Raw genomic sequence first — 24,022 nt, 5'->3', positions numbered from 1 at the left:
TCTCTGGTCATCGCCCGAAAGCACCCCCACGGGGAGAGCGGCCCTGTGCCCTACGCCGCGCGCCCGGTCCACCTGGAGACGACGGGAGTGACCTCAGAGCCGGCTGAGGGAGGCGGCGGCGAAGAGAACGTCGCGGATCGCCTCCCGGTCGCCGTCCAAGCCCGCAACCGCGTCCTCGGGGGCGATGCGGCCCGCTGCGAGCTGGCAGAACTCCGTCCCGTCGAGGGCGATCTGCGCCACCGTGCGCTCTGCCGAGGTGGATGCGGCGGGGGAGTCCAGGGCGATGAACCAGTTGCCGCCGCCACTGCCCTCGACCTCCAGGTGCAGGGTGCGGCCGGGGGCACCGGCGGCCACCAGCCCACGGGCCGGGGCGGCGAGCCCTGCTCGGCGACGCTCGGCCAGAGCTCCTGGCAGGAGCCGCGCGGCCAGGTCGATCATGCCGTTGAGATGCGGCCCGGTAGGAGCTTCGTACGGGTAGTCGACGGCCTCGGCGATGTCGCCCGCGTGTACCCAGCATTCGAAGGCCCGCTCCAAGAAGGCGTCCTGTAGCGGTAGGGCGCGTTGCTGGCCGTACGGTACGGCAAGCTCGGCCGCTCCGCGGCCGGCGAAGGAAACCGTGCGGACGAGGGCGTGGCTCTGTTCTCGCCAGGGTTCACGGATGCGGCGGGTGGCAGGGGTGGGAAAGGACGCCCAGAGGAATTCGGTGCGATCCGTCGGGTCCATCGGGGCCTGGTCGCCCAGTGGATCGTCCAGTCCCAGCGCGGCGGTGATCAGTCCGTCCACGCTCAGCAGGTGCCCGATGACCCCGGCCACGGTGGTCTTCCGGCTGTGCACCCGCTCGCCCTGGAACCACTTCAGTCGCACCGGTGCGTGCCATTCGGCGTCGCCGATGTCCTTGAGCAGGGCGTCGAGCCGGGCGGTCTCCGTGTCGTACGGTGCCGCCCAGCTCGGCACGGGGATGCGGGCCGGACGCTTGCCCAGGCAGCCCTCCAGGACCCGGGAGCGCAGCAGCGGGTCCAGGTCCAGGGTCTCTTCGTGGTGCAGCAGGCCCACCGCGTCGCGAAGACGGAGGGCTTCTTCCGCGCAGGGCGCACATTCGGTCAGGTGGCCTTCCACGGCCTCGGACTCCTCGGTCGAGCAGGCCGACAGTGCCCAGGCGCCGAGCAGTGACCGTAGGACCTGGTGGGCCGGCTTGGGCCGGGTCTCTGGCTCGGCCCCGCCATCGCCGGTGTTGGTCATCGCACTCGTGGTGGTCGGATCCGCGGGTGGTACGGCCGTGGGGTCAGGTGCGAGGGCCGGGTCGAGGTCATCGGCGGCCCTTCGGGGAGCGGGTATCCGCGGTGGACGGGCCTGCCGGCCGGCACCTTCCGGTTCCTTCGGGCCGCTGCTGCCGCCACGCACGTCGTTCTCCTGGGGCGGCTGGTCTCGCGGTCCGTGGCCGTCGTCCGGCGTGGCGGGCTGCTCCACGCCCTCGTCCGTACTCACCGGACCTGCCCGAGCCCGCCGCCGGTGGCGGGCGGGCGCCCGTCGGCCGTCAGGTTGTTCGCGGTGGAGAGCAGTTGCAGGCCGAGTCGCAGACGCCGGCGCGCCTCGTCCTCGGTGACCCCGAGGTCGGCTGCGGCCTGACGGTAGTCGCGCCGTTGGAAGTAGGCGAGTTCCAGGGCTGCCCGCAGGGGTGCGGGCATGGAGGTGACGATGTAGTCGGCTCGGGCGGCGGCCGAGGCAGTGCGTACCCGCTGTTCCAGCTCCTCCAGGGAGCCCTCACCGGCGGCCAGCTGCCGTAGCCGGGCCACTGCCTGCCGCTGGGTCAGGCGGGCGACCCAGGAGCGCATCGAACCCTGCTTGGCGTCGTAGGCGTCCGGGTTCTCCCAGATGTAGCCGAAGACCTCACGGGTGACCCGGTCGGCGGCCTCCTCGTCGCCGAGCACGCGGTAGGCGAGGTGGTGAACCAGGGAGGCGAAGCGGTCGTAGAGCTCCCCGAGTGCCGCGGCTTCGCCCCGGGCCAGCCGCTGTTGCATCCTGCGGTCCCAGCGAGGCGGTGCGTTCTTCGCCATGTGCTCCCCCCGACCTCCTGAGCCCTTGCCCGTGCGTACCCGGAGCGGCATACGCCCCGGCCTGCTGTTCTGCTCTTTCGAATGTAGACGTCGCGGGCCGTTCTGCACTTGGTTTACGACAAGGTGCCCTCGTGCGGAGGCCGTCCATGGTAATGAGCAGATCCCGGTGCGCCGGTCGTGCTGCCTGTGCGCTGGCCGATTGCCGCCACGTGCCGGACGGCTTTCCTTAACGTCGTGGCCACCGAGGCCGTACGCTCCTGCCTGACTTGAAGCGGACCCACTGCACCAGTGAAGGCGGATACCGAACATGGACAGCGCAGAGTACGAGCGCAAGATCGCCGCCCGATTCGCCACGTTCGACCAGGACGGCAACGGCTATATCGACCGGGAGGACTTCAGTGTGGCGGCGCGGAGCGTGCTGGCCGAATTCGGTGTCACCGCGCGTTCCGACCGGGGCCAGGCGCTCTTCGCCGGTGCGGAGGCCTTCTGGCAGGGGATGGCTGGAATCGCCGATGTGGACGGTGACCAGCGGGTGACCCGTGAGGAGTTCGTGACGGGCGCCGCCAAGCGGCTGCGTGACAACCCCGAGCGCTTCGCCGAGATCGCCCGGCCCTTCCTGCACGCGGTGATCTCGGTGGCGGACGAGGACGGCCGGGGTGCGACCGCGCAGGGCGCCCAGCGGGTGATGCGGGTCCTCGGCACCCCCGAGGAGGTGGCCGTCCAGGTCACCGCCGGCCTTCCCGCCGATGCCGCCGGCCGGATTTCCGAGGACGTGATCCTGGCGGCCTTCGCCGGCTACTGCGGAGTGCAGGCACCCGACGCCTGAGGGGTGTCGCCACCTCGGGCCTCCGGACCTTTGGTCAGGGGGCGTTCGGTTGCGGGCTCTTGGCAGGGCCGGCACGTGGCGGGGCGGTTCGTCTCGTGGTCGGAGCACGCGGTCTCCTCCGGTGGTCGGGAGCCGCTGGGTCTCGTGGTGCGCCGTGCCCGACGCGCCGCCGCGGGCCGAACGCCGCCGGCCGCGGAACTGGTTGCCGGCGGATCCCCGGCGCGTCAGCTGAAACGTTCGCGCAGCCGGTACTTGAGCACCTTGCGCAACGCCCCGTTGCGGGGGAGGGTGTCGAGGACCTCCACCTGCTCCGGGAGCTTGTGGGGGGCGAGTCCGGCCGCGCCGAGGTGAGCGGTGACCTCCGCGAGGGTGAGCGGCGCGGTGCCGGCCTCTTGTTCGAGCACGGCACACACCCGTTCACCGCGGTCCGGGTCCGGGAGGCCGATGACCGCCGCGTCCCTCACGGAGGGATGGGTGTGCAGGAGCTCTTCGACCTCCTTGGCCGAGATGTTCTCGCCCTTGCGGATGATCACGTCCTTCAGGCGGCCGGTGAGGACCAGGTGCCCACTGGTCCTGAGGTGGCCGAGGTCGCCCGTGCGGAGGAATCCCTCGCAGTCGAAGGCGTCGTCGTGCGCCTCGCCGAGGTAGCCCCGGCAGACGGCTTCGCCCCTGAGCCGCACCTCCCCGTCGATCTCCGGCGGGAGCGCATCGCCCTGGGGGTCGGTGATGCGGATCTCCATGCCGGAAGGCGGGCGGCCCTCGGTGTGGGCGAGGTGCTCGCTGCTGTCGTCGGGGGAGTTCATGGTGATCATGGGTGCTTCGGTCATGCCGTAGCCGTGCGCGAGTTCGCAGCCCAGTTCGCGCACCACTGCGTGGTGGAGCTCCGCGGGTTTGGGTGCCCCGCCGCCCGCCAGCAGCCGCAGGCTGGGGATCAGTGGGCGGGAGGGGTCCTTGCGCTGTTCGGCGAGGAACATCGAGTAGAAGGCGGTGGAGCCGCCGGCCACGGTGACCCGGTGGCGGCGGTAGCCGTCGAGGGACCGGGGCAGCGCGAAGTTCTCGAACAGGACCGCCGGGATGCCGAGGAGGAGCAGCATCACCAGGTAGTCCGGGCCTCCGATGTGGGCGTAGGGGAAGGCGATCGAGCCCACGTCGGTCGCGTCCAGGTGGAGGGCGTCGGCCAGGCAGCTGCCGCCGGCGATCAGGCTGCGGTCGGTGTGCAGGACCCCTTTGGGGTCGGAAGTGGTGCCCGAGGTCCAGTAGATCCAGCGGACGCGGGTGCCGTCGGTGGGAGGGGGGCGAAGGTCGTCGGTATCGGCTTCGGGCAGGCCCGTGTGGGTGGGGATGATGCCGCGGGCGCCGAGGCGCACTGCCATCGCGGTGTGGTCGAAGCCCCGCCAGGTGCCGGGGACGGCGAAGAACTCCGCTTTGGACTCGCGCAGCGCGAAGCCCGTTTCGCGGTCGCGGTAGAACGGGATGATCGGTGACTGGACGGCTCCGAGCCGGGCCAGGGCCAAGGAGAGCAGCACCGTTTGGATACGGGTGGGCAGTTGCCAGGCGACGACGGTCCCGGGGCCGATGCCCTGGGCCCGTAGGCCCGCGGCGACCCGTTCGGCGCGGTCGTGGAGCTCACGGAAGGTGATCGACCGGTCGTGGGCCGGGTCGGGTGCGGCCTCGATCAGTGCGGGTGCGTCGGGGGTCCGCACGGCGCGGCGGCGGACCAGCTCCCAGAGGGTGGGCGATTCGTGCAGCGACATGGTCCCCTCCATCCGAGGTGAACTGATGGATAGTCAGATCGGGTCGAGGGTAGGGGTGGCGGCGCTTGTCGGTACAGGGGGCGCGGGGCTAGTTTGTTTCTGACGGGTCATCAGAAATGGGTGAGGGGATCTCCATGGAACTGCCTCGGATCATCAGCGTCGACGACCACGTGATCGAGCCCGCCCACCTCTTTCGGACCTGGCTCCCGCGCAGGTACCGGGATCGCGGACCACAGCCGCTCACCGCCGGAATCGGGGAACTCGTCTACATCGGGGGCAAGTACGTCATCTCCATGGATCCGGACGGCCCCCCGACCGACTGGTGGGTCTACGAAGACCTGAAGTTCCCGTACAAGCGCAACATCGCCGCGGTCGGCTTCGACCGGGACGAGATGACCCTGGAGGGGATAACCCGGGCGCAGATGCGGCCCGGCTGCTGGGACCCCGCCGAGCGACTGCGGGACATGGACCTCAACCACGTCGAGGCCTCCCTCTGTTTCCCGACCTTCCCGCGGTTTTGCGGTCAGACCTTCGCCGAGGCGAAGGACAAGGAGGTCGCACTGGCGTGCGTGCACGCCTACAACGACTGGATGGTCGAGGAGTGGTGCGGTTCCAGCGGCGGACGACTCGTCCCGCTCTGCCTCATCCCCCTCTGGGACATCGACCTCGCGGTGGCCGAGGTCCAACGCAACGCGGCCCGGGGCGTAAGGGCGGTGACCTTCTCCGAGATCCCCACCCACCTCGGCCTGCCCTCGATCCACTCCGGCTACTGGGACCCCTTCTTCGCCGCCTGCGAGGACACCGGCACCGTCGTCAACATGCACATCGGGTCCAGCTCCCAGATGCCAGCCGCGTCCCCGGACGCGCCCCCCGCCGTTCAGGCAGCGCTGAGCTTCAACAACGCCATGGCCTCGATGATGGACTTCCTCTTCAGCGGCGTGTTGGTGAAGTTCCCGCGTCTGAAACTGGCCTACAGCGAAGGCCAGATGGGCTGGATTCCCTACGCCTTGGAGCGCGCCGACGACGTGTGGCGGGAGCACCGGGCCTGGGGTGGGGTGCGCGAGGTGGTCCCGGAGCCCCCCTCGGTCTACTACTACCGGCAGATCTTCTGCTGCTTCTTCCGGGACAAGCACGGCATCGCCTCCCTCGACGTGGTCGGACGGGAGAACGCCACCTTCGAGACCGACTACCCCCACGTGGACTCCACCTTCCCGAACACCAAACAGGTCGCTCTCGACCACGTCGAGGGGCTGGACGAGGACACCGTCTACAAACTCATGCGGGGCAACGCCATCCGCATGCTGGGGCTGCCACTGGACGCCGATCGGAAGGTCGCCGCCCGCCCCGCGCCCGACCAGGCCGGGGAGCGCTAGTGGACCTCGGGTACACCCCGGCGGAGGAGGAGTTCCGGGAGGGCCTGCGCCGGTGGCTCGCAGCCACCTTGCCCACGCTGCCGCCCCGTCCCTCCCCCGATGACTGGCCGGCCCGCCGGGCCTACGACCTCGGCTGGCAGCGCCGGCTCTACGACGCCGGCTACGCGGGGCTGCACTGGCCCCGGGACGCCGGCGGTCGGGGTGCCACCCCCACCCAGCACCTGATCTTCCTGGAAGAGACCGAGCGGGCCGGCGCCCCCTATGTGGGTGCCAACTTCGTCGGCCTGCTGCATGCCGGCCCGACCATCGCGGCCGAGGGAACGCCCGAACAGCGGGCGCGCTGGCTACCGCCGGTGCTGCGCGGGGAAGAGGTCTGGTGCCAGGGCTTCTCCGAGCCCGGCGCCGGCTCCGACCTGGCCGCGCTCCGCACCCGCGCCGAGCGGGACGGGAACCACTACGTGGTGAGCGGCTCGAAGATCTGGACCTCGCACGCGGAGGTCGCCGACTGGTGCGAACTGCTGGTGCGCACCCGCCCGATCGGACCGGACGCGTCCAAGCACGCCGGGATCAGCTGGCTCGCCCTCCCCATGGACACACCCGGGATCACCGTTCGGCCGTTGCGTACCCTGGCCGGTTCGACGGAGTTCGCCGAGATGTTCCTGGACGAGGTGCGAGTGCCGGTGGCCAACCGGGTCGGGGCGCAGGACGACGGCTGGCGGGTGACGATGGTGACCCTGTCCTTCGAGCGGGGTACCGCCTTCGTCGGCGAGGTCGTGGCGTGCCGCCGCACCCTCACCGCCCTCGCCCGCGCCGCCCGCGCGAACGGCCGCTGGGACGATCCCGGCCTGCGGCGCAGGCTGGGTCGGCTGCACGGGGAGTTCCTCGCGCTCTGGCGGCTGACCCAGTGGAACGTGAGCGAGGCCCAGCGCACCGGCGGGGTTCCCGGTGTCGGCGGTTCCGTCTTCAAACTGCGTTACTCGCAAGCCCGCCAGGAGCTCTACGACACCGCGGCCGAGGTGCTGGGTGCCGCGGACGCGCTGGACCTGGACCACGAATGGGTACGGGACCGGCTGAGCTCCCTGTCCTACACCATCGCGGCCGGCACCTCGCAGATCCAGCGGGACATCGTGGCTGAGCGGCTCCTCGGCCTTCCGAAGGGCCGGTGAGCGCAGTGGACTTCCAGTTGTCCGGCGATCAGCGCGCGCTACGAGCCGGTATGCGGGAGCTACTGGCCGCACGGTACGGGCGCGATGCGCTACGGGCGGCCGTGGACGGTGGCGGGCCGGTGGTGGACCGTGGCCTGTGGCGGGAGCTGGGTGCGGCCGGGTTCTTCGCGCTGCGGCTCGCGGAATCCGAGGGCGGGGTGGGGCTCGGGGCCGCCGAAGCCGTCCTGGTCTTCGAGGAGGCCGGCCGCGTCCTGCTGCCCGGGCCGTTGGTGGCCAGCCACCTGGCGGCGGGGCTGGTGAAGGGCGCCGCGGAGGGCGAGGTGGTGGTGACGGTGCCTGAAGCGGAGGCTCTGGTCGCCCACCTGTCGCACTCCGACGCCTTGCTGGGCCGGCCCGGTGAGGAGGTCGCGGGGGGCCCGGTGCTGCGGCCGGTGCCCGTACGGTCGGTGGATCCGCTGACACCGCTGCACCGGGTGGCGGGAGCGGCGCCCCCGGCGGCGTACCGGGCGCAGGGGGCGCTGTTGACGGCTGCGTTGCAGGTGGGCAGCGCGCTGCGGACCACCGAGATGGCGGTCGAGCATGCGAAGCAGCGTCAGCAGTTCGGGAAGCCGATCGGGGCATTCCAGGCCGTGAAACACCTGTGCGCCGGGATGCTGGTCCGTACCGAACTGGCGCGCACGGCACTCTACGCGGCGGCGGTGACCATGGACCCGGCCGAGGTCGCGGGTGCCAAGCTGTTGGCCGACCGGGCAGCGGTGCGGGGGGCCCGGGACTGCCTTCAGGTGCACGGTGGGATGGGGTTCACCTGGGAGGCGGACGTTCACCTGCACCTGAAGCGGGCCTGGCTGCGGGCCGGGCTGTGGTTGACGGCGACGGAGTGCGAGGAGCGGCTCGCCGCGGACCTGGAGGCGGCCGCCGGAGCCGGGTGAAAGCTTCGATATAGGTTTGTGTCCTCGCAGGGGCTCGCGGCGTCGGAACGGGGCCGACCTGCTCGGGTACGCTCCCCGGATGCGGATGCGAACGGTCCGGCGGCGCACGCGCCGCGCAGTATGCACCACGCCCACGCTTTCGCGTGTGAATATGCCCGAAGCGCTTGTTGAGGTGACGGTGTGCCAACCATGCTGCTCCGCAGGGGGATCGCGGGATCACGTTCGGTGAACCCGCTCGGACGTATGGCGAAGTATTTGCCGGTTCGGACGGTGTGAGCGGTGCAGGTGCTGCAGGTTCAGCTACAAGTCGGTGCGGACCCCGCCGAGGTGGGAAGGGCGCGCAGGTGGGCGCGGTCACGGCTGGCCGGTTACGGGATACGGCTGGACGAGCCGGTTGCCGAGACCTTGATCCTGTTGATCTCAGAGTTGGTGACCAACGCCGTGGTGCACACCGGCTGCCCGGCGGTGCTGCGGATGCTGTTCGGCGACTCGGGGCCGACGGGCACCGTACGGGTGGAGGTGACCGACGTCAGCTGCCATCCGCCCGCACAGCGGCACGCTGAGAACGAGGACACCCACGGTCGCGGCCTTGAGCTGGTCGACGGGCTCGCCGACCGTTGGGGGTGGCAGCCGGAGGGTGCCGGCAAGCGCATCTGGTGCGAGATCGATCGGGGTGCCCCCCTCTCCGGCCGGTCCCAGATCGGCGGGCAACTCGCTCTGTGAGTTCGTGTGCGGGCCCCCCGTCCTGCGTGGTGGCGGAGGGCGGGGGCCCGCGGCGCGGCTCGGTCGGCCGGGTGGAACGGCCGGTGGAACCTGCTCCCCGCCGTGCTTCGACCGCCTGTACGGATGCTCCAAATGCCCCCTAACGAGGTGTTGACGCTTCCTTTCCCGTTGATCACTCTTGAGGAGGCGATTCGTTGCGAGGGGACGCCGAGGCTTTCAGCCTTCCTCGGCGAGTGCGGGTCGTGGGGTGGCGGCCCGTCGTGTCGCGCTCGGGGCGAACACGCCTGCTCGCCGCCACCCGCAAGACCTGGCCGCCGGCCGGTCCGCGGGTAGGCTCACCGCCTTCCTCCGCTTGTGTCCGGCGCCCTTCGGGTTGTCGGGGAGGGCGTCACAGCACGGCGACGGGCGCCACCGGCGACCCGGTGGCGCCGGCGAAGGGTTCCGGCATTGCGGCGATCAAGAAGGCGTAGCGCCCTTCTTGTGCACAGGCTGTGGACAGCGGTTCGAGATTCCAGTTCTGGCCCTGGTGCATGCCCATCTCGACGAGGTGTAGGGCATGCACCGGCATCCACAGTTCCTCGATCTCAGGCGGGAAGATCTCGAAGGTGAGCGTGTCGTTGGCGACGGCTGCCACCTCGCGGGAGTGGAACCACTGCGGGGTGCGTACGGAAAGCCCGGGGGAGGGGAAGGCGTAGGCGTGCCGGTCGCCCTCCAGGTACAGGCGGATCTGTCCGGTGCGGACGAGGACGATGTCGCCGCTGCGCACGGTGACGCCCGCGTGTTCCTCGGCCTCGGTCAGGTCCTCGGGTGTGACGGCGTATCCGCCCGGCAGCCGGTCGAGCCCTTTGGCGCCGGCCACATCCAGTAGGACGCCCCGGGAGACCACCGGGGCGGCCTTGTCGATCCCGCTGAACCGGGCGCCGGCGTGGGCGGTCACGGTGTTGGCGGGGCGGCCGTTGTAGATCCGGCCGGAGTGCGAGGCGTGGGTGAGGGCGTCCCAGTGGGTGCCCGCCTGTAGCCCCATGGTGACCGCGTCGTCGCTACAGGCCACCGTGCCCGGCCCGAAGAGTTCCTGATTGACCTGGACCATGGTGTGGAAGGGGTTGATGCGGCCGGGTATGGCCCCGGTCTGCACGCCGTCCTCCCGTAGCGGGAGCGCCAGGGGCACCCGCAGGCCGGCGCGTACGCAGTCGGCGGCCTGCCGCACGGTCTCGCGGGTGATCAGGTTGAGCGTGCCGATCTCATCGGCGGCTCCCCAACGTCCCCAGTTGTTCACCTGCTTGGCGATCTCGTGGAACTCGGCGGGCAGTGCCATCGCTTCCTCCGGGGGCTTGTGCTCCAGCGTCCGGCTGGCCAAGAATCTAACGGGTCGTCAGATATCGCGGGAAGGGGCCGACGTGGGGAACTTCTTGGCCGACAAGGTCATCGCCGTCACCGGCGCGGGCCGGGGCATCGGACGGGCCGTGGCGCTCGCCGCCGCCTCCGAGGGCGCCCGGCTCGTCGTCAACGACTACGGCGTCTCGGTGGCCGGCGCCGAGCCCAGCAGCGAGGTGGCCGAGGCAGTGGTCAAGGAGATCACCGCAGCCGGCGGGACGGCCGTCTCCGTGGCCGACGACATCTCCACGATGGCCGGTGGACAGCGGATCGTCGACACCGCCCTCGCCGAGTACGGCCGCATCGACGGAGTCGTGTGCGTCGCCGGGATCCTGCGCGAAAGGATGCTGTTCAACATGGCCGAGGAGGAGTGGGACCCGGTCCTGGCCACGCACCTCAAGGGGACGTTCACCGTCTTCCGCGCGGCCTCCGCCGCGATGCGCAACCAGCGCGCCGGCACCCTCATCGGGTTCACCAGCGGCAACCACCAGGGCAGCGTCTCGCAGGCCAACTACGCGGCGGCCAAGGGCGGGATCATCTCACTGGTCCGGTCCGCCGCCCTCGGCCTGCACAAGTACGGCGTGACGGCGAACGCGGTCGCACCGGTGGCCCGCACCCGCATGTCCGCCAGCGTGCCCGTCGAACTCAAGGAGATCGGAGAGCCCGAGGACGTCGCCGCCCTCGTGGTCTACCTGCTCAGCGACCGGGCCCGGGACGAAGGGGGGCAGCCGATCACCGGACAGGTGTACACCGTCGCCGGACCCAAGATCGCCGTTTGGGCGCAGCCGCGTGAGCTGCGCGCCGGATACGCCGAGGGCCCCTGGACCCCTCAGCGCATCGCCGACTTCCTGCCCGGCACGGTGGGAACCGATCCGATGCCGATGCTCGCCCGCGTGGCGGAGATGGCCAGGGCCGCCGCCACCCAGGACCGCCCCAATGCTCCGCGGACGGGCAGGGGGTGAGACGCATGGACTTCGCCGTCGGGCCCGAGGACGAGGGCTTTCGGATGCGGGCCAGGCAGTGGCTGGCCAGTCACCTGGTGGGGGAGTACGCCACCGCGGTCGGGCTCGGTGGCCCCGGTAGCGAGCACGAACAGGTGGTCCTGCGGCGAGCCTGGGAGCGGGAGTTGGGCGCCGGCGGATGGATCGGCTTGGGCTGGGAGCAGCCCTCGGACCCGAGCGGCGGGCCGTACGGAAGCTACGGGAACCGGCGCGCCACCCTGGTGCAGCAGGTGGTCTGGGCCGAGGAGTACGCCCGCTCCCGTGCCCCTGCCCGGGTGGGGCACATCGGCGAGAACCTCCTGGGCCCCACTCTCCTCGCCCACGGAAGCGCCGCCCAGCGGGCCCGCTTCCTGCCGGCCGTCGCCCGCGGCGAGGAACTGTGGTGCCAGGGCTACAGCGAGCCGGACGCCGGTTCCGATCTGGCAGGCATCCGCACCGTCGCCGCATCGGAGGTCGGAGCTCGGGGCACCGTCTATCGGGTCAGCGGGCAGAAGATCTGGACCTCGCTGGCCCACGACGCCGACTGGTGTTTCGTGCTGGCCCGCACCGAGGCCGGTTCGACGCGCCACCGAGGGCTCTCGTTCCTGTTGGTGCCGATGGACCAGCCGGGGCGGATAGTGGTCCGACCGATCCAGCAGCTGACCGGGACGAGCGAGTTCAACGAGGTCTTCTTCGACGGGGCGGAGTGCCGGGAGGTGGTCGGTGGCGCGGGCAACGGTTGGCACGTGGCCATGGGGCTGCTGGCCGCGGAGCGAGGAGTGTCCACCCTGGTCCAACAGATCGGGTTCGCCGCCGAGCTCGACGAGGTGGTCCGCAGCGCGCTGGCCTCGGGCGCCGCCCGGGACCCGGTGCTCCGGGACCGCCTGGTCACCTTGTGGGCGGAGCTGCACGCGATGCGCTGGAACGCGCTGCGTACCCTGGCGGGCCCACCGTCCCGGTCCGGCGGCGAGTCCAGTGTGGCCAAACTGCTCTGGGGCGGGTGGCACCGGCGGCTCGGCGAGCTGGCCGTGGCGGTGCGCGGCGCGGCATCGACCGTCGGCCCCCAGGAATGGACCCCGGAACATCCTTACGTGCTCGATGCGGCGCAGCGGATGTTCCTCTTCGCCCGGGCCGACACGATCTACGGCGGATCGGACGAGATCCAGCGCAACATCATCGCCGAGCGGGTGCTCGGCCTCCCTAAGGAGCCCAGGTGAGAGGCGTCATCTTCGACGGGAAACAGCCCCGGGTCGTGGACGACCTGGAGATCCGGGACGTGGGGCCGGGGGAGGTGCTCGTCGAGATCGCGGCGGCCGGGCTCTGCCACAGCGACCTGTCCGTGGTGGACGGCACCATCCCCTTCCCGGTGCCCGTGGTACTCGGCCACGAAGGTGCGGGAGTGGTGGCCGCCGTGGGCCCCGGCGTCTGCCACGTCGGTCCCGGGGACCACGTGGCCCTGTCGACCCTCGCCAACTGCGGTGCGTGTGCACAGTGCGACCGGGGGCGCCCCACCATGTGCCGCAGGTCCATCGGGATGCCCGCGCAGCCCTTCTCGCGGGGTGGTCGGCCCCTGTTCCAGTTCGCCGCCAACTCGGCCTTCGCGCAGCGGACGATCGTCACCGCGGTACAGGCGGTGCCCGTCCCCAAGGACCTGCCGCTGACCTCGGCCGCACTGATCGGGTGCGCGGTCCTGACCGGAGTGGGCGCCGTCCTCAACCGGGCCCGGGTGGACCGCGGGGACTCGGTGGTGGTCATCGGCGCCGGCGGGGTCGGGCTCAACGTCGTCCAAGGGGCTGGGCTGGCCGGCGCCACCCGGATCGTCGCCGTGGACGCGAACCCGGAGAAGGAAGCCCTCGCCCGGCGGTTCGGGGCCACCCACTTCGTGGACGCCTCGGCCGTCTCGGACACCGTCGCCGCCGTGCGTGAAGTGCTGCCCTGCGGTGCCGACCACGTCTTCGAATGCGTGGGCAGCACCCGTCTGATCCGGCAGGCGGTCGACCTGCTGGACCGGCACGGGCAGGCCGTCCTGCTCGGCGTACCGGACTCCGCTGCTGAAGCATCCTTCCAGGTGTCCACCCTGTACCTGGACAAGTCCGTCCTCGGCTGCCGGTACGGCTCCTCGCGGCCTCAGCGCGATATCGCGCTGTACGCCGAGCTCTACGGCACCGGCCGACTGCTACTCGACGAACTCGTCACCCGGACCTATCCGGTGGAGGACTTCGCGCAGGCGGCCAGGGACGCCCGGGACGGTCGGGTGGCGCGTGGGGTCCTGACCTTCTAGGGCACCGCAGACCCCCGGGCGACGCGCCGCGGCCCGCGCCGCGGTGCGTCTCGCATGACGCGCGACCGCGCTCGACCCAGTGCCCTTGTAGCCGGGAGCCCTACAGCGGTGCGAGGCGGCCGAAACCTCCGCGGTGGAAGAGCAGTGGGGAACTGCCTTCCGTGGCGCCGAGCGCGAGTACGTGGCCCACCACGATGAGGTGGTCTCCGCCGGTGTGCACGGCGTGGATGCGGCAGTCGATCCAGGCCTGGACGGCGGCCAACTGCGGGGAGCCGGTCACTGGGGCGGGCTCGTACGCGACGCCCGCGAACTTGTCCGCGCCACTGACGGCGAAGGTGCGGCACAGCTGGCCCTGGTCGGCGCTGAGCACGTTGACGCAGAAGACTCCGGCGCGGGCGATCCGCGGCCAGGAGGTGGAGCCGCGCCCGACCATGAAGGTCACCAGCGGCGGGTCCAGGGACAGGGAGGCGAAGGACTGGCAGGCGAAGCCGGCCGGCCCGCCCGCGCCTTCGGCGCCGGGCGCGGTGATGACCGTGACGCCGCTTGCGAAGTTTCCGAGGACCGACCGGAACTCCTCGGCTCCCACCGGCACCCGCTCGTCGTCGGTGACCGCTCTCAGCCGCGGCGGCGTGGTGTCCAGCGGCACGGTCGGGCGCGGTGCGGCGCCGGCCGCCGGGTGTTCTCCGGCGGCTCTGAGGTAGCGGACGACGGTGGCGGCCATTCCTTCGTGTCCCATCACAGGACTCATTCAAGCTGACGGTTCGTCAGATGTGAAGTCCCGTGCCGCCGCGCCACCACAAGAGCGGCGGCACGGCCGGGCCGGCCGCACCGCACGGCTGGACGTCCTTCCCTCTCGTGCGGCCCCGGGAGACCGATGCGCGGTAGCGTGGCAGGTGGGACGAGGGGCCGGGGACGCGGTCCAGCGAGCGAGGAGCAGCGCAGTGAGTACGCCTTTGTTCATCAAGGTCTGCGGACTGCGGACCGAGAGGGACGTGGAGACGGCGGTGGCGGCGGGCGCGGACGCCATCGGCTTCGTCTTCGCCGAGAGCCCCCGGCAGGTCGACGCGGCCACCGCACGCGCACTCGCCCGGCGGGTGCCCGAAGGGATCATGACGGTCGGCGTCTTCCGCAACCAGCCCCTCGAAGAGGTACGTGAACTCCTCGAAGCGAGCGCCGTGCGCGCCGCACAACTCCACGGTGCGGAGGACCTCGCCTTCTACGAAGCGCTGCGCCCCACCGGTCTCCCGCTCATCCGGGGCGCCTCGGTGCGCGACGAGGTGCCGGCCCACGGTGAACGCGGCGAGGACATCCTGCTGCTGGACGCCCCGGTTCCCGGTGCGGGGGAGCTCTGGGACTGGGAGGGCAAGAGGCTTCCGCCCGCCGGTAGCCGTTGGCTGCTCGCCGGCGGCCTGACCCCGGACAACGTGGCCCACGCGGTGCAGGCGGCCCGCCCGTGGGGCCTCGACGTCTCCAGCGGCATCGAGATCAGGCGCGGGGTCAAGAGCCCGGAGTTGATCACCGCCTTCCTCCGGGCGGCCCGGGCGGAGCAGTGAGGCAGCCGCGTCGCTGTCAGATCCCGCGGTAGGTGGGCTGCCTTCGCTCGCGGAAGCTCGCCACGCCCTCGGCGGCGTCGGCGGTGGCCATGGCCAACTCCACCGCCGCGGCCTCGGCGGCGAAGGCGGCTGTGCGGTCGACGTCCAGGGAGGCGTTGACCAGTTGTTTGGTCAGGGCCAGGGTGCGAGTGGGGCCCTGGGCCAGGCGTTCGGCCCAGGCGCGCGCGGTGGGCTGGAGGTCCTCCGCGGGGACCACCCGGTTGACCAGGCCCAGCCGTTCGGCCTCGACGGCGGACAGCGCGTCGCCGAAGAACATCAGCTCCTTGGCGCGCTGCGGGCCGATCAGGCGGGGAAGCAGGTAGGCGCCCCCGCCGTCTGGTACCAGGCCGCGGCGTACGAACACCTCGATGAAGCGCGCGCCTTCCGCGGCAAGCACCAGGTCACAGGCGAGGGCCAGATGTGCGCCGATGCCGGCGGCCGTTCCGTTGACGGCTGCGACCACCGGCTTCTCACAGTCCAGGACCGCCCCGATGAGCCGCTGCGCACCGTGCCGGATCAGACGCGTGATGTCTCCGGCCGCCGGCTTGCCGTCCTCCGTCGCACTCCCCGGACCGGGCGCGCTGGAGCCGCGCAGGTCCGCGCCGGCGCAGAATCCCCTACCGGTGGCCGTGATCACGACGGCCCGGACGGTGGGGTCGGTGTCGGCTGCGCCGAGCAGCGCGATGACGCGCTCGCGCTGCTCCCGGGTGAGGGCGTTCATCGCCTCAGGACGGTTCAGGGTGATCCAGCAGACCCCGTTGCGGATGGTGTGCCGTACGGGAGGTGCTGCCGCGGGCTCGGGGGAGGGCATCTGCGGGGCGAGGGGGGCGTCTGGCATCTCGGGGGTGCTCCCGTTCGACGGGGGGTCATGGGTTCGGTGTACCGGCCCGGTCAGCGGCAGCGGGCCAGGGCGTCCAGGGCGACGGCGCCCTGGCCGCGGGGTAGCACCATCAGTGGGTTGACGTCGAGTTCGGCGAGGTCCTCGCCCAGCTCCAGTGCCATCCGCTGGGTCCGCAGAACCACCTCGACCAGAGCGTCCACATCGGCCGGTGGGGTACCGCGTACCCCCTCCAGCAGGGCGTGGCCGCGCAGTTCGCCGAGCATCCTTCGGGTCTCCTCCTCACCGAAGGGCGGCACCCGCACGGTGGTGTCGCGCAGCACCTCCACCAGCACTCCACCCAGCCCCACGGTCACGGTGGGGCCGAAGAGCGGATCCTGGGTGACTCCGACCATCATCTCCACGCCGCGCTCGATCATCTGGCAGACCAGGATCCCGTCCATTTCGATGCCTTCGAAGCGGGCGATGTCGGTCAGCTCCCGGTAGGTGTCGCGGATCTGGCTGGCGGAGGTCAGGCCCACCTTGACCAGGCCGAGCTCCGTCTTGTGGGCGAGTTGCGGCGCCGATGCCTTCATGACCACCGGGTAGCCGACCTGCCCGGCGGCCCGGACCGCCGCCGCCGCGCTGGTGACCAACTGCTCGCGGGGGACCCGGATCCCGTAGGCGCGCAGGAGTTGCTTCGCCGCGTGCTCGCTGAGTTGCTGCCCCGGTCGGATCAGGGCTTGGGCCTTGCGGAAGGAGGGGGACGGGGTGCGTGGTGCTTCCTCGAAGGGGGAGCGGTAGCCGGCGGTGAAGCGGTGGTGCTCCAGGTAGGCGTGCACGGCGTTGATGCAGTTGCCGAACGTGCGGAAGGTGGCTACCCGGGAGGAGCCGAGGAGGACCCGGCGGTAGGCGTCCTCGGTGCCCACCGGTGACCCCCACACCACGCAGACCAGTTTCTCGCTGGCCTCGGCGGCGTCCACCAGGTCCTGGGCGAGTCGGTCACTCATCGGTGGGAAGGGGCCGGTGATGGGGCAGATCAGCACGCCCACGGACGGGTCGGCCAACAGGGCGTCGATGATCTTTCGGCCTCGCCAGTCACCGACCGGGTGCCCTCCGTTGTCAACCGGATTGGCCACGTCCAGGTACTCGGGTATCCATTGGTGGAGCTCTGCTTGTTTGGCCGTGCTGAGGGTGGGCAAGCGCAGCCCGGCCGCGGTGGCCAGATCGCAGAAGTGTGCTCCGGTGCCGCCCGAGATCGAGTAGACCACTACCCCTTCGGCGGTGGGGGGTTTGGCCCGGGCCAGCAGGGTCGCGGTGTCCTGGAGCTGGTCGAGCCCGTCCACCCTGATCACGCCGAACTGCCGCATGGCCGCGTCGACCACGGTGTCCGCTCCGGTGAGCTTGCCGGTGTGCGAGGCGGCGGTACGGGCGCCGGCCTCGGTGCGGCCGACCTTGACGGCGACCACGGGGACGCCGTTGCGGGCGGCTCGATCGGAGGCGAGGAGGAAGGACCGCCCGTCCTTGATCCCCTCGATGTAGGCGGCTATCGCGCCGACTTCCGGCCGCCTGGCGAAGTAGGAGATGAAGTCCGAGGCCTCCAGGTCCGCTTCGTTTCCGGTGGGCGCCCAGTGCGAGAGGCGGATCCCCAGCTCCTGGAGGGCGTAGAGCGGGCGGCCCTGGTGTCCGGACTGGGTGATCAGGGCGATCGCCGGACCGGCGAGGTCCTGGCGGAAGGGTTCGAAGGCGTTGAGGTTGGTATTGGGCCCCAGGAGGCGCAGGCCGCTGCGCCGAACGGCCGCGCTCAGGCGGAGTTGGGCGGCGGCGCCTTCCGTGCCGGTCTCCGCGAAGCCGGAGGCGAAGGCCACCGCGAACTTGACCTTGGCCCGATCGAGTTCCTCGATCAGGGGGAGCGGGTCGGCGACCAGCAACACGGCGAGGTCGATCTGTTCCGCAATGGCGTCGACGGTCGGGAAGCAGCGTCGGCCGAAGACGGTGTCACGACTGGGGTGTACGGGGTGGAGTCGGGCGCCGACGCGTTCGGCCCAGGCCATCAGCTGCCTCGTGATGCCCGAGTTGGGCCTGCCTTCGGCATCGGATGCGCCGATGACGGCCACCGTCTCCGGCCTGAAGAGGCGATCCAGGTCGGGGGTGGCCGCGTGCAGCGGGCGTCCGCTGACGTCGAGGGCGTCACCGTCCGCGGCTGAGGGTGCGGCCGTGGAGTGGACAGCCTGACGGGACGGTTCGCCGCAGGCTGACACTCGGGCGCGGAGGTCGGTGGTGAGGGTGCCGTGAGTAGATCCAAGCATCGTTCCGCCCGCTCCTGCTCGTTGACTCCATAGCTGACGCATAGTCAGATTACTGAATTGACGAGTTGTCAGGAACACTGTTGCGCAGGGGAATCCGACGGAAGCGCCCGGCGCACGGGTGGGCGCTCCGGAGTGGAGGTGCCGCCCGACCATTGTCCGACGAAGCGCCGGTGCCGTAGAAGGCGGTTTTGCGGCGCGCACAGTTGCGCGCCGGCCCGTGTGTACATCGCCCGACACTGACGGCAGGGACGCCGAGTGTGGTGCCGACTGCGCCGCCCGCCCCAGTGGCCGTCGGTGGGTGGTGCGGGCGAGTGCCCGGCCCGGTGGGATCGGCTCCGGGCGGGCGGGGGGCGATCAGCGGGGCAGGTCCACGCGGCCCAGCCGTGCCGGGTCGGGGCCTCGCCCGGCCCGGGTCGCACGGACTCCGGCCCGCGCGCGTCGGCCCTGCCGGGCCAACGCGCGGGCGATCCGGTCGGCGTCGAGGGCCATTTCGCGGAGCATGCCGCTGATGGGGTTGGTGAAGCCGGTGAAGTAGAGGCCGGGAGCGGACGGCGACGTATGGGCGCCGCGGGTTCGCGGCCGACCGTGCGCGTCCAGTACGCCCAGGTGACCGACCAGGCCCTCCAGGGCGCGGCGGTAGCCGGTGGCGGCTATCACGGTGTGCGGGCTCAGCCGGCTGCCGTCGGTGAGGACCACTTCCTCGCCGTCGAAGGAGTCGACCGCCGGTACTGGCTGCACCCTTCCTTGGCGGATCGCGTCGATCAGCCCCACGTCCTGGACCGGGATGGCCCCCTGTCGTACTCGGCTGTACAGGCCGGTCTCGGGGCGGGGGAGCCCGTGGGGCGAGAGATCGGGGACCGATGCTCGGGCGACCAGCCGGCCCAGCCGGTCCACGACGGGCACCGGCAGGTGTCGTACCAGGATCCCGGTGCGCTGGGCCGGCCAGCCCGCGGTGGAGCGGCGCACGATGTGCGGGGCGGTGCGTACGGCCAGCCGCACCCGTGCCGCGCCACCCTCGGCGAGGTCCACCGCGATCTCGGTGCCGGTGTTGCCGGTGCCCACGACCAGGACGTCCTGGCCGTGGTACGGCTTGGCGTTGCGGTAGTCGGCCGCGTGCACCAGATTGCCGGAGTACGTCTCGGAGCCGGGCCACCGTGGCAAGTGGGGTGTGTGGTTGTAGCCGGTGGCGACGACAACGGCCCGGGCGGCGAGCTCCCGACCGCCGGTGGCGTGCAGCACCCAGCCGGCTGGTTCGCCCTCGCCGCCGCTGTGGCTGGCCACTTCGATCCGGGTGACCTCTACGCCGGTCACGATGTCGAGCTGGTGGTGGTCCGCGTACTTCTCCAGGTACCGCACCACCTGGTCGCGGGCCACCCAACGCCCGAAGGAGCGGGGGATGGGAAGTCCCGGCAGGGCGGAGAGGCGGCGAGTGGTGTGCAGGTGCAGGCGGTCGTAGTGGTGCCGCCAGGAAGTGCCCACGCCCTCCGACTTCTCGATGACCACGGCCCTTATGCCCCGTGCGCGCAGTGCGGCGGCGGCGGCGAGGCCGCCGGGTCCGGCGCCTATGACGTACACCGGTGGTTCGGGAGCGGGGTCGTGGGGAGAGGCGGCCATGAGGTGTGAGCGTATCCACGCAGCGTGTTGTTGGGTCTCGGTCAAGTCGGAAATCGGTTGCGAATTCATCACGGTGCGGTAGCCGGTGCGTGAACGCAGTCGTCACGCCCCTTGTGGAGGGCGCCGGTATCAGCTGAACTGACGTACCGTCAGTTAATGGGCTCGTCGGAGGAGGCCGATCGATGCACGCCCTGTGGCTCAGCGGTGCCGAGTGGCTCGCCGTGATGCGGATCGGGCTCGGCTTGTGGTGGTTGGAGAGCTGGCGGCACAAGGACAAGCGCGCCTGGTTGGAGCGGGGCACCGGAATCTCCTGGGCCGCCGACATCGCCGAGCGCCACCGCTGGCCGTGGGTGAAGACAGGCTTCCAACGGGTGGTGCAGCCATGGCCCCGGTTGATGGCCTATCTCGTACTGGGTGCCGAACTCGCCCTCGGTCTCGGCCTGGTGCTCGGATTCCTCACCCCGATCGCCCTGGTCGCCGCACTGTTGCTCAACCTCGTCTACTTCCTGCTGATGATCCACGACTGGGCGGAACAGGGGCAGAACGCGATGATGGCCCTCATCTGCCTGGTCGGGTTCTTCGCCATGAGCTGGCAGACCTGGTCCCTGGACCGGGCGTTCGGGTTGTTCCTGTGAGCGCCGCCGGGACCGGGCGGCCCGCTCCCGCACCACCCCGCTTCGACGGGCCCGAGGTGGACGACTTCACCCGCCCCTACTGGGACGCGGCCGCCCGCGGCACCCTGCTACTGCGCCGCTGCGCCGCATGCGGGCGGGCCCACCACTACCCCCGGGAGTTCTGCCCCCACTGTTGGAGCGAGCGCGTGCTCTGGGAGGAGGCCCGTGGTCGCGCCACCCTCTACACCTGGTCCGTGGTGTACCGCAACGACCTGCCGCCGTTCGGTTCGCGGGTCCCGTACGTGGCGGCGGTGGTCGACCTCGAAGAGGGGCCGCGGATGATGACGGAAGTCCTGCGCGAGGCGGGCGAGGAGCTGTGCATCGGCATGGACCTGTGGCTGGACTTCCGCGTCGAGGGAGGGGTAATGGCGGTCCCGGTCTTTCGGACCGCGAAACGCTGAGCGCGTCGGTCGGCGCCTCGCCGAGGTTCAGTCGCGACCCAGCAGCAGGGTGCCGGACGAGCAGAACCAGCCGCCGGTGCCCGAGGCCAGCGCCACGGACGGCAGATGCCCGTCCGCCCTGCGGACCTGACGGGCCCGGTCGACCTCGCCACGCAGCTGACGTACGGCCTCGACCAGCAGGAACAGCCCGCGCATCCCGGGGTGGCAGGCGGACAGTCCGCCGCCATCGGTGTTCACCGGCAGATCTCCGCCGCACAGCAGCCGGCCCTTCTCGACGAAGGCACCCCCCTCGCCCTTGGCGCAGAAGCCGAGATCTTCCAAGGTCACCAAGGTCATGTACGTGAAGGCGTCGTAGATCTGGGCGAGATCGACCTCGGCGGGGCGCAGGCCGGCCCGTTCGAAGGCCTGACGGCCCGAGCGGGCCGCGGGGGAGACGGTGAAGTCCTCCCATTCGCTCATGCTGGCGTGGGAGACGGCCGTGCCCGCGCCCAGGACCCACACGGGTGCCTTCACGGTGTCGGGCACCAACTCCGGGGCTGCCAGCAGCACCGCGCATCCGCCGTCGGAGCGGATGCAGCAGTGCAGTTTGGTGAAGGGGTCCGCGATCATCTCGGCGGACAGCACCTCGTCGACGGTCAGGGGCTCGCGGAACATCGCGTCCTCGTTGGAGGCGGCGTTCGCGCGGGCCTGGACGGCGATGGAGGCGAGCTGCTCCAGGGTGGTGCCGTACTGGTGCATATGGCGACGGGCGGCCATGGCGTACTTGGCCACCAGGGTGTGTCCGTAGGGCACTTCGAACTGGAGGGGGCCGCGTCCTCCGAAGGAGAGGTTGGCGGTGCGCCGGCGGGCCTTGACGTCCGCGCGGGCGGTGGAGCCGTACACCAGGAGTACAGCCCTGGCGTGGCCTGCCGCGATCGCGTCTGCGGCGTGTGCGGCCATGACCTCCCAGGTGGCGCCGCCCACGGAGGTGGAGTCCACCCAGCTGGGGCTAAGGCCCAGGTACTCGGCCACTTCGATCGGGGCCAGCGGGCCCAGGCCCGCGGAGGCGAAGCCGTCGATTACCGAGCGGTCCAGGCCGCTGTCGGCGAGTGCCCGCCGGGCTGCTTGGGCGTGCAGTGCGTAGGGGGTGGCCTCGTCGATCCGGCCGCAGTCGGAGAGGGCGACGCCGACGATCGCGACCCTTCTGTCGGATGCTGGCATGGAGCTGACGGTACATCAGATAAGGCGCCCTCGGCAGCGCCTCTGCTCTGTGAAAGTGCGCCACGCACACCTAATATGACGACCCGTCAGTCATGGAGGGAGTCCCGCCGATGGACGCCGCCTTCACCGCGGAGCAGGACGAGATGCGCCGCACCCTGCGCCAACTGCTGGCCAAGCGCTGCGGCCCACCCGAAGTCCGGGCCGCCGTGCGCACCGACGCGGGCCACGACAGTGACCTCTGGCAACAGCTCGCCGGCGACCTCGGACTACCCGCACTCGCCGTCCCCACCGCCCACGGCGGCCTGGGCTGCGCCTTCACCGACCTCGCCCTCGCCTGCGAGGAGACCGGCCGGGTCGTGCTGCCCTCCCCACTGCTCGCCACCGCAGTCCTGTCGACCCCCCTGATCTCCGCCCTGGGTACCGAGGAGCAGCGCGCCGCCCACCTGCCCCGCATCGCCGCGGGCACGCTCACCGCCGCCCTCGTGGTTCCCGGCCCCGCCCTGCCCACCGCCCTCGGGCTCACCGCCGAGGACCCGAGCGGACGCTGGGCGGGCGGTGGGCGCGCTGGCGGCATCCAGGCCCGCCGGGCGCCAGACCCCGCGCACGGACCCTGGCGCCTGTACGGAGAGGCCGTCCAGGTCCTCGACGGCCACAGCGCGGACCTGCTCCTAGTCGCCGCGCACGCCGGTGGCTTCGCCCGCAGCCGCACCCTGCTCTTCCTTGCGCCGGCGGCTTCCCCCGGGGTCGTCCGGGCACGCCAGACGGCTCTTGACGAGACCCGTCCGCAGGGCCGCGTGCAGTTCAGGGATGCTCCAGCCGAGCTGCTGGGCGGGGCGGAGGACGGCGTCGGGGGCCCGCGGATGACGGCCGCCCTGGCCGGAGTCGGCCACCAGGCAGCCGCCGCGCTCGCTGCCGAGGCAGTGGGGGCCGCCGACCACGCACTGGCGACCACGGTCGCCCATGCCCGCACCCGGGAGCAGTTCGGACGGGCCATCGGCTCCTTCCAGGCGGTCAAGCACCGGCTCGCCGACGCGTACGTACAGTTGCAGGCGGCCCGGTCCGCCGCCTACTACGCCGCCTGGGACCCCTCGCAGGGGCCGCTCGCGCTCGCCCAGGGGTTGGAGGCGCTGAGGGCGGTGGCGGGGGAGGCCGTCCAGCTACACGGAGGGATCGGCTGTACCTGGGAGCATGAAGCGCACCTGTACCTCAAGCGGGCGGCGGCCGACGAGCTCCTCTTCGGCCCCGTGCACCGGTTGCGGGCCCACGCGGCCGAACAGGCCGGGCTGTTCGCCCAGGCGGGCTCCCCGAGCTCCCCGGCGGCGGGAGTGGGCGCATGAAGGCCACCGGAGCCCTCGGGCGGCGCCTGGTGCAGCGGCTCTCCGCCACCCGCGCCTTCGCCCGCGTCGCCCCGCACGTCATCCCCGCGTTGGACCGCGCCGTGCACCGGCTCACCCGTGGACGGTTGTTGCCCAGCGCCCGGATGCTGCCCGGGGTGGTGCTCACCGCGCGGGGTGCGAGGAGCGGTCTGCCGCGCACCACGCCGCTCGCGTGCATGCCGGAGGAGACGAGCGGCACCTGGGTACTCATCGGTTCCAATTTCGGCAGGCCCGGCCATCCCGCCTGGACGGCGAACCTGTTGCAGCACCCTGAGGCGGAGGTGAACTGGAAGGGGCGTGACATCGCCGTACGCGCCCGCTTGTTGGAGGGGGAGGAGCGTGCGCGGGCCTGGGCGGACGCGCTGCGGTTCTGGCCCCCGTACGCCACCTATCAGGCCCGGATCGACCGGGAGATCAGGCTCTTCAGGCTCGAACGTCGTTGAGGGCCGTCGCCCCGCTCGGCGTGTGTTGCGGGGGCACCGGAAGCAGGGGTGCCGCCGCGCAGACAGGACGCGTGCAAGAGCGAAGGGGGTACCGGCGCGCAGATCGGTAGGCGCCGGGCCCGCCGACCGGGGCGAT

Annotated in this window: 22 protein-coding genes; 13 read left to right on the top strand and 9 right to left on the bottom strand. The window is 71.5% G+C overall.

Annotation, left to right across the window (positions count from 1 at the left end; genetic code table 11):
• Window positions 1-93: 93 nt before the first annotated feature.
• A complete protein-coding gene (locus tag ACFYMC_RS16775) occupies window positions 94-1,401 on the bottom strand; it encodes a zf-HC2 domain-containing protein (RefSeq protein ID WP_388525236.1) in 1,308 nt (435 codons plus the stop codon).
• 80 nt (window positions 1,402-1,481) lie between these two features.
• Window positions 1,482-2,054 (bottom strand): sigma-70 family RNA polymerase sigma factor, encoded by a 573-nt coding sequence (locus tag ACFYMC_RS16770; protein ID WP_388525091.1) that lies wholly within the window; start codon window positions 2,052-2,054, stop codon window positions 1,482-1,484.
• Window positions 2,055-2,361: 307 nt separating this feature from the next.
• Here ACFYMC_RS16770 and ACFYMC_RS16765 point away from each other — a divergent pair, with 307 nt between their 5' ends.
• Window positions 2,362-2,880: an EF-hand domain-containing protein gene (locus ACFYMC_RS16765; RefSeq protein WP_388525088.1), complete on the top strand. Its 519-nt coding sequence runs from the start codon at window positions 2,362-2,364 to the stop codon at window positions 2,878-2,880.
• Between the two features lie 224 nt (window positions 2,881-3,104).
• Here ACFYMC_RS16765 and ACFYMC_RS16760 read toward each other — a convergent pair whose 3' ends face one another.
• The gene (locus tag ACFYMC_RS16760; RefSeq protein ID WP_388525085.1) at window positions 3,105-4,634 is read right to left on the bottom strand and encodes a class I adenylate-forming enzyme family protein; all 1,530 of its coding nucleotides are present in this window, start codon (window positions 4,632-4,634) and stop codon (window positions 3,105-3,107) included.
• Window positions 4,635-4,768: 134 nt separating this feature from the next.
• Between ACFYMC_RS16760 and ACFYMC_RS16755 the strand changes: the two genes are divergently transcribed.
• The 4 genes from ACFYMC_RS16755 (at window position 4,769) to ACFYMC_RS16740 (ending at window position 8,825) form a co-directional block, all read left to right on the top strand.
• Window positions 4,769-6,007, top strand: a complete 1,239-nt coding sequence (locus ACFYMC_RS16755) for an amidohydrolase family protein (protein ID WP_388525082.1) — start codon at window positions 4,769-4,771, stop codon at window positions 6,005-6,007.
• A complete protein-coding gene (locus ACFYMC_RS16750) occupies window positions 6,007-7,173 on the top strand; it encodes an acyl-CoA dehydrogenase family protein (protein WP_388525079.1) in 1,167 nt (388 codons plus the stop codon). The genes ACFYMC_RS16755 and ACFYMC_RS16750 overlap by 1 nt, the downstream gene beginning before the upstream one ends.
• Window positions 7,174-7,178: 5 nt before the next feature.
• On the top strand, window positions 7,179-8,102 hold the full coding sequence (locus ACFYMC_RS16745) for an acyl-CoA dehydrogenase family protein (RefSeq protein WP_388525233.1): 924 nt from the start codon (window positions 7,179-7,181) through the stop codon (window positions 8,100-8,102).
• A 279-nt stretch (window positions 8,103-8,381) separates the two neighbouring features.
• A complete protein-coding gene (locus ACFYMC_RS16740; RefSeq protein ID WP_388525076.1) occupies window positions 8,382-8,825 on the top strand; it encodes an ATP-binding protein in 444 nt (147 codons plus the stop codon).
• Window positions 8,826-9,213: 388 nt separating this feature from the next.
• Here the strand turns inward: ACFYMC_RS16740 and ACFYMC_RS16735 are convergent, their stop codons facing one another.
• Entirely contained in the window at window positions 9,214-10,140 is a 927-nt protein-coding gene (locus ACFYMC_RS16735) for a cyclase family protein (RefSeq protein ID WP_388525230.1), read from the bottom strand.
• An 82-nt stretch (window positions 10,141-10,222) separates the two neighbouring features.
• Between ACFYMC_RS16735 and ACFYMC_RS16730 the strand changes: the two genes are divergently transcribed.
• Genes ACFYMC_RS16730 through ACFYMC_RS16720 form a run of 3 tightly spaced genes read left to right on the top strand, consistent with a single transcriptional unit; the run spans window position 10,223 to window position 13,460 of the window.
• On the top strand, window positions 10,223-11,161 hold the full coding sequence (locus ACFYMC_RS16730; protein ID WP_388525074.1) for an SDR family NAD(P)-dependent oxidoreductase: 939 nt from the start codon (window positions 10,223-10,225) through the stop codon (window positions 11,159-11,161).
• Window positions 11,162-11,166: 5 nt separating this feature from the next.
• A complete protein-coding gene (locus ACFYMC_RS16725) occupies window positions 11,167-12,396 on the top strand; it encodes an acyl-CoA dehydrogenase family protein (protein ID WP_388525071.1) in 1,230 nt (409 codons plus the stop codon).
• Entirely contained in the window at window positions 12,393-13,460 is a 1,068-nt protein-coding gene (locus ACFYMC_RS16720) for a zinc-binding dehydrogenase (RefSeq protein WP_388525068.1), read from the top strand. Before ACFYMC_RS16725 ends, ACFYMC_RS16720 begins: the two co-directional genes overlap by 4 nt.
• A gap of 100 nt (window positions 13,461-13,560) precedes the next feature.
• Here ACFYMC_RS16720 and ACFYMC_RS16715 read toward each other — a convergent pair whose 3' ends face one another.
• On the bottom strand, window positions 13,561-14,181 hold the full coding sequence (locus ACFYMC_RS16715) for a flavin reductase family protein (RefSeq protein WP_388525227.1): 621 nt from the start codon (window positions 14,179-14,181) through the stop codon (window positions 13,561-13,563).
• Window positions 14,182-14,401: 220 nt separating this feature from the next.
• Between ACFYMC_RS16715 and ACFYMC_RS16710 the strand changes: the two genes are divergently transcribed.
• Entirely contained in the window at window positions 14,402-15,013 is a 612-nt protein-coding gene (locus ACFYMC_RS16710) for a phosphoribosylanthranilate isomerase (protein ID WP_388525066.1), read from the top strand.
• Window positions 15,014-15,029: 16 nt separating this feature from the next.
• Here the strand turns inward: ACFYMC_RS16710 and ACFYMC_RS16705 are convergent, their stop codons facing one another.
• The 3 genes from ACFYMC_RS16705 to ACFYMC_RS16695 all read right to left on the bottom strand — a co-directional run bounded on the left by ACFYMC_RS16705 (window position 15,030) and on the right by ACFYMC_RS16695 (window position 19,792).
• Complete coding sequence (locus ACFYMC_RS16705; protein WP_388525224.1) at window positions 15,030-15,863, bottom strand: enoyl-CoA hydratase/isomerase family protein; 834 nt, start codon at window positions 15,861-15,863, stop codon at window positions 15,030-15,032.
• A gap of 80 nt (window positions 15,864-15,943) precedes the next feature.
• On the bottom strand, window positions 15,944-18,178 hold the full coding sequence (locus ACFYMC_RS16700) for an acetate--CoA ligase family protein (protein WP_388525064.1): 2,235 nt from the start codon (window positions 18,176-18,178) through the stop codon (window positions 15,944-15,946).
• 354 nt (window positions 18,179-18,532) lie between these two features.
• Window positions 18,533-19,792, bottom strand: coding sequence for a flavin-containing monooxygenase (locus tag ACFYMC_RS16695; RefSeq protein WP_388525061.1), 1,260 nt, complete (start codon window positions 19,790-19,792; stop codon window positions 18,533-18,535).
• A 182-nt stretch (window positions 19,793-19,974) separates the two neighbouring features.
• Here ACFYMC_RS16695 and ACFYMC_RS16690 point away from each other — a divergent pair, with 182 nt between their 5' ends.
• Both ACFYMC_RS16690 and ACFYMC_RS16685 read left to right on the top strand, forming a co-directional pair.
• On the top strand, window positions 19,975-20,427 hold the full coding sequence (locus ACFYMC_RS16690; RefSeq protein ID WP_388525058.1) for a DoxX family protein: 453 nt from the start codon (window positions 19,975-19,977) through the stop codon (window positions 20,425-20,427).
• Complete coding sequence (locus ACFYMC_RS16685) at window positions 20,424-20,867, top strand: Zn-ribbon domain-containing OB-fold protein (RefSeq protein ID WP_388525056.1); 444 nt, start codon at window positions 20,424-20,426, stop codon at window positions 20,865-20,867. The genes ACFYMC_RS16690 and ACFYMC_RS16685 overlap by 4 nt, the downstream gene beginning before the upstream one ends.
• A gap of 27 nt (window positions 20,868-20,894) precedes the next feature.
• On the opposite strand, the gene ACFYMC_RS16680 is transcribed toward ACFYMC_RS16685, so the two are convergent.
• On the bottom strand, window positions 20,895-22,067 hold the full coding sequence (locus ACFYMC_RS16680) for an acetyl-CoA acetyltransferase (protein ID WP_388525053.1): 1,173 nt from the start codon (window positions 22,065-22,067) through the stop codon (window positions 20,895-20,897).
• 110 nt (window positions 22,068-22,177) lie between these two features.
• Between ACFYMC_RS16680 and ACFYMC_RS16675 the strand changes: the two genes are divergently transcribed.
• Together ACFYMC_RS16675 and ACFYMC_RS16670 are read left to right on the top strand one after the other, a co-directional pair.
• Window positions 22,178-23,404, top strand: coding sequence for an acyl-CoA dehydrogenase family protein (locus ACFYMC_RS16675; RefSeq protein WP_388525050.1), 1,227 nt, complete (start codon window positions 22,178-22,180; stop codon window positions 23,402-23,404).
• On the top strand, window positions 23,401-23,886 hold the full coding sequence (locus ACFYMC_RS16670) for a nitroreductase family deazaflavin-dependent oxidoreductase (protein WP_388525047.1): 486 nt from the start codon (window positions 23,401-23,403) through the stop codon (window positions 23,884-23,886). The genes ACFYMC_RS16675 and ACFYMC_RS16670 overlap by 4 nt, the downstream gene beginning before the upstream one ends.
• Window positions 23,887-24,022: the final 136 nt, after the last annotated feature.

The sequence above is a fragment of the Streptomyces sp. NPDC006879 genome, assembly GCF_042869595.1.
Lineage (GTDB): Bacteria > Actinomycetota > Actinomycetes > Streptomycetales > Streptomycetaceae > Streptomyces.
Note: the sequence above shows the minus strand (reverse complement) of the source record. Positions and strands in the feature narration are given on the sequence as shown.

Excerpts from the sequence above, each read along its gene's own strand:
- ACFYMC_RS16765 (WP_388525088.1), top strand. The coding sequence starts at position 2,362 with ATGGACAGCGCAGAGTACGAGCGCAAGATCGCCGCCCGATTCGCCACG.
- ACFYMC_RS16770 (WP_388525091.1), bottom strand. The coding sequence starts at position 2,054 with ATGGCGAAGAACGCACCGCCTCGCTGGGACCGCAGGATGCAACAGCGG.
- ACFYMC_RS16690 (WP_388525058.1), top strand. The coding sequence starts at position 19,975 with ATGCACGCCCTGTGGCTCAGCGGTGCCGAGTGGCTCGCCGTGATGCGG.
- ACFYMC_RS16675 (WP_388525050.1), top strand. The coding sequence starts at position 22,178 with ATGGACGCCGCCTTCACCGCGGAGCAGGACGAGATGCGCCGCACCCTG.
- ACFYMC_RS16735 (WP_388525230.1), bottom strand. The coding sequence starts at position 10,140 with ATGGCACTGCCCGCCGAGTTCCACGAGATCGCCAAGCAGGTGAACAAC.
- ACFYMC_RS16715 (WP_388525227.1), bottom strand. The coding sequence starts at position 14,181 with ATGGCCGCCACCGTCGTCCGCTACCTCAGAGCCGCCGGAGAACACCCG.
- ACFYMC_RS16700 (WP_388525064.1), bottom strand. The coding sequence starts at position 18,178 with ATGCTTGGATCTACTCACGGCACCCTCACCACCGACCTCCGCGCCCGA.
- ACFYMC_RS16755 (WP_388525082.1), top strand. The coding sequence starts at position 4,769 with ATGGAACTGCCTCGGATCATCAGCGTCGACGACCACGTGATCGAGCCC.
- ACFYMC_RS16760 (WP_388525085.1), bottom strand. The coding sequence starts at position 4,634 with ATGTCGCTGCACGAATCGCCCACCCTCTGGGAGCTGGTCCGCCGCCGC.
- ACFYMC_RS16695 (WP_388525061.1), bottom strand. The coding sequence starts at position 19,792 with ATGGCCGCCTCTCCCCACGACCCCGCTCCCGAACCACCGGTGTACGTC.
- ACFYMC_RS16670 (WP_388525047.1), top strand. The coding sequence starts at position 23,401 with ATGAAGGCCACCGGAGCCCTCGGGCGGCGCCTGGTGCAGCGGCTCTCC.
- ACFYMC_RS16680 (WP_388525053.1), bottom strand. The coding sequence starts at position 22,067 with ATGCCAGCATCCGACAGAAGGGTCGCGATCGTCGGCGTCGCCCTCTCC.
- ACFYMC_RS16725 (WP_388525071.1), top strand. The coding sequence starts at position 11,167 with ATGGACTTCGCCGTCGGGCCCGAGGACGAGGGCTTTCGGATGCGGGCC.
- ACFYMC_RS16705 (WP_388525224.1), bottom strand. The coding sequence starts at position 15,863 with ATGCCCTCCCCCGAGCCCGCGGCAGCACCTCCCGTACGGCACACCATC.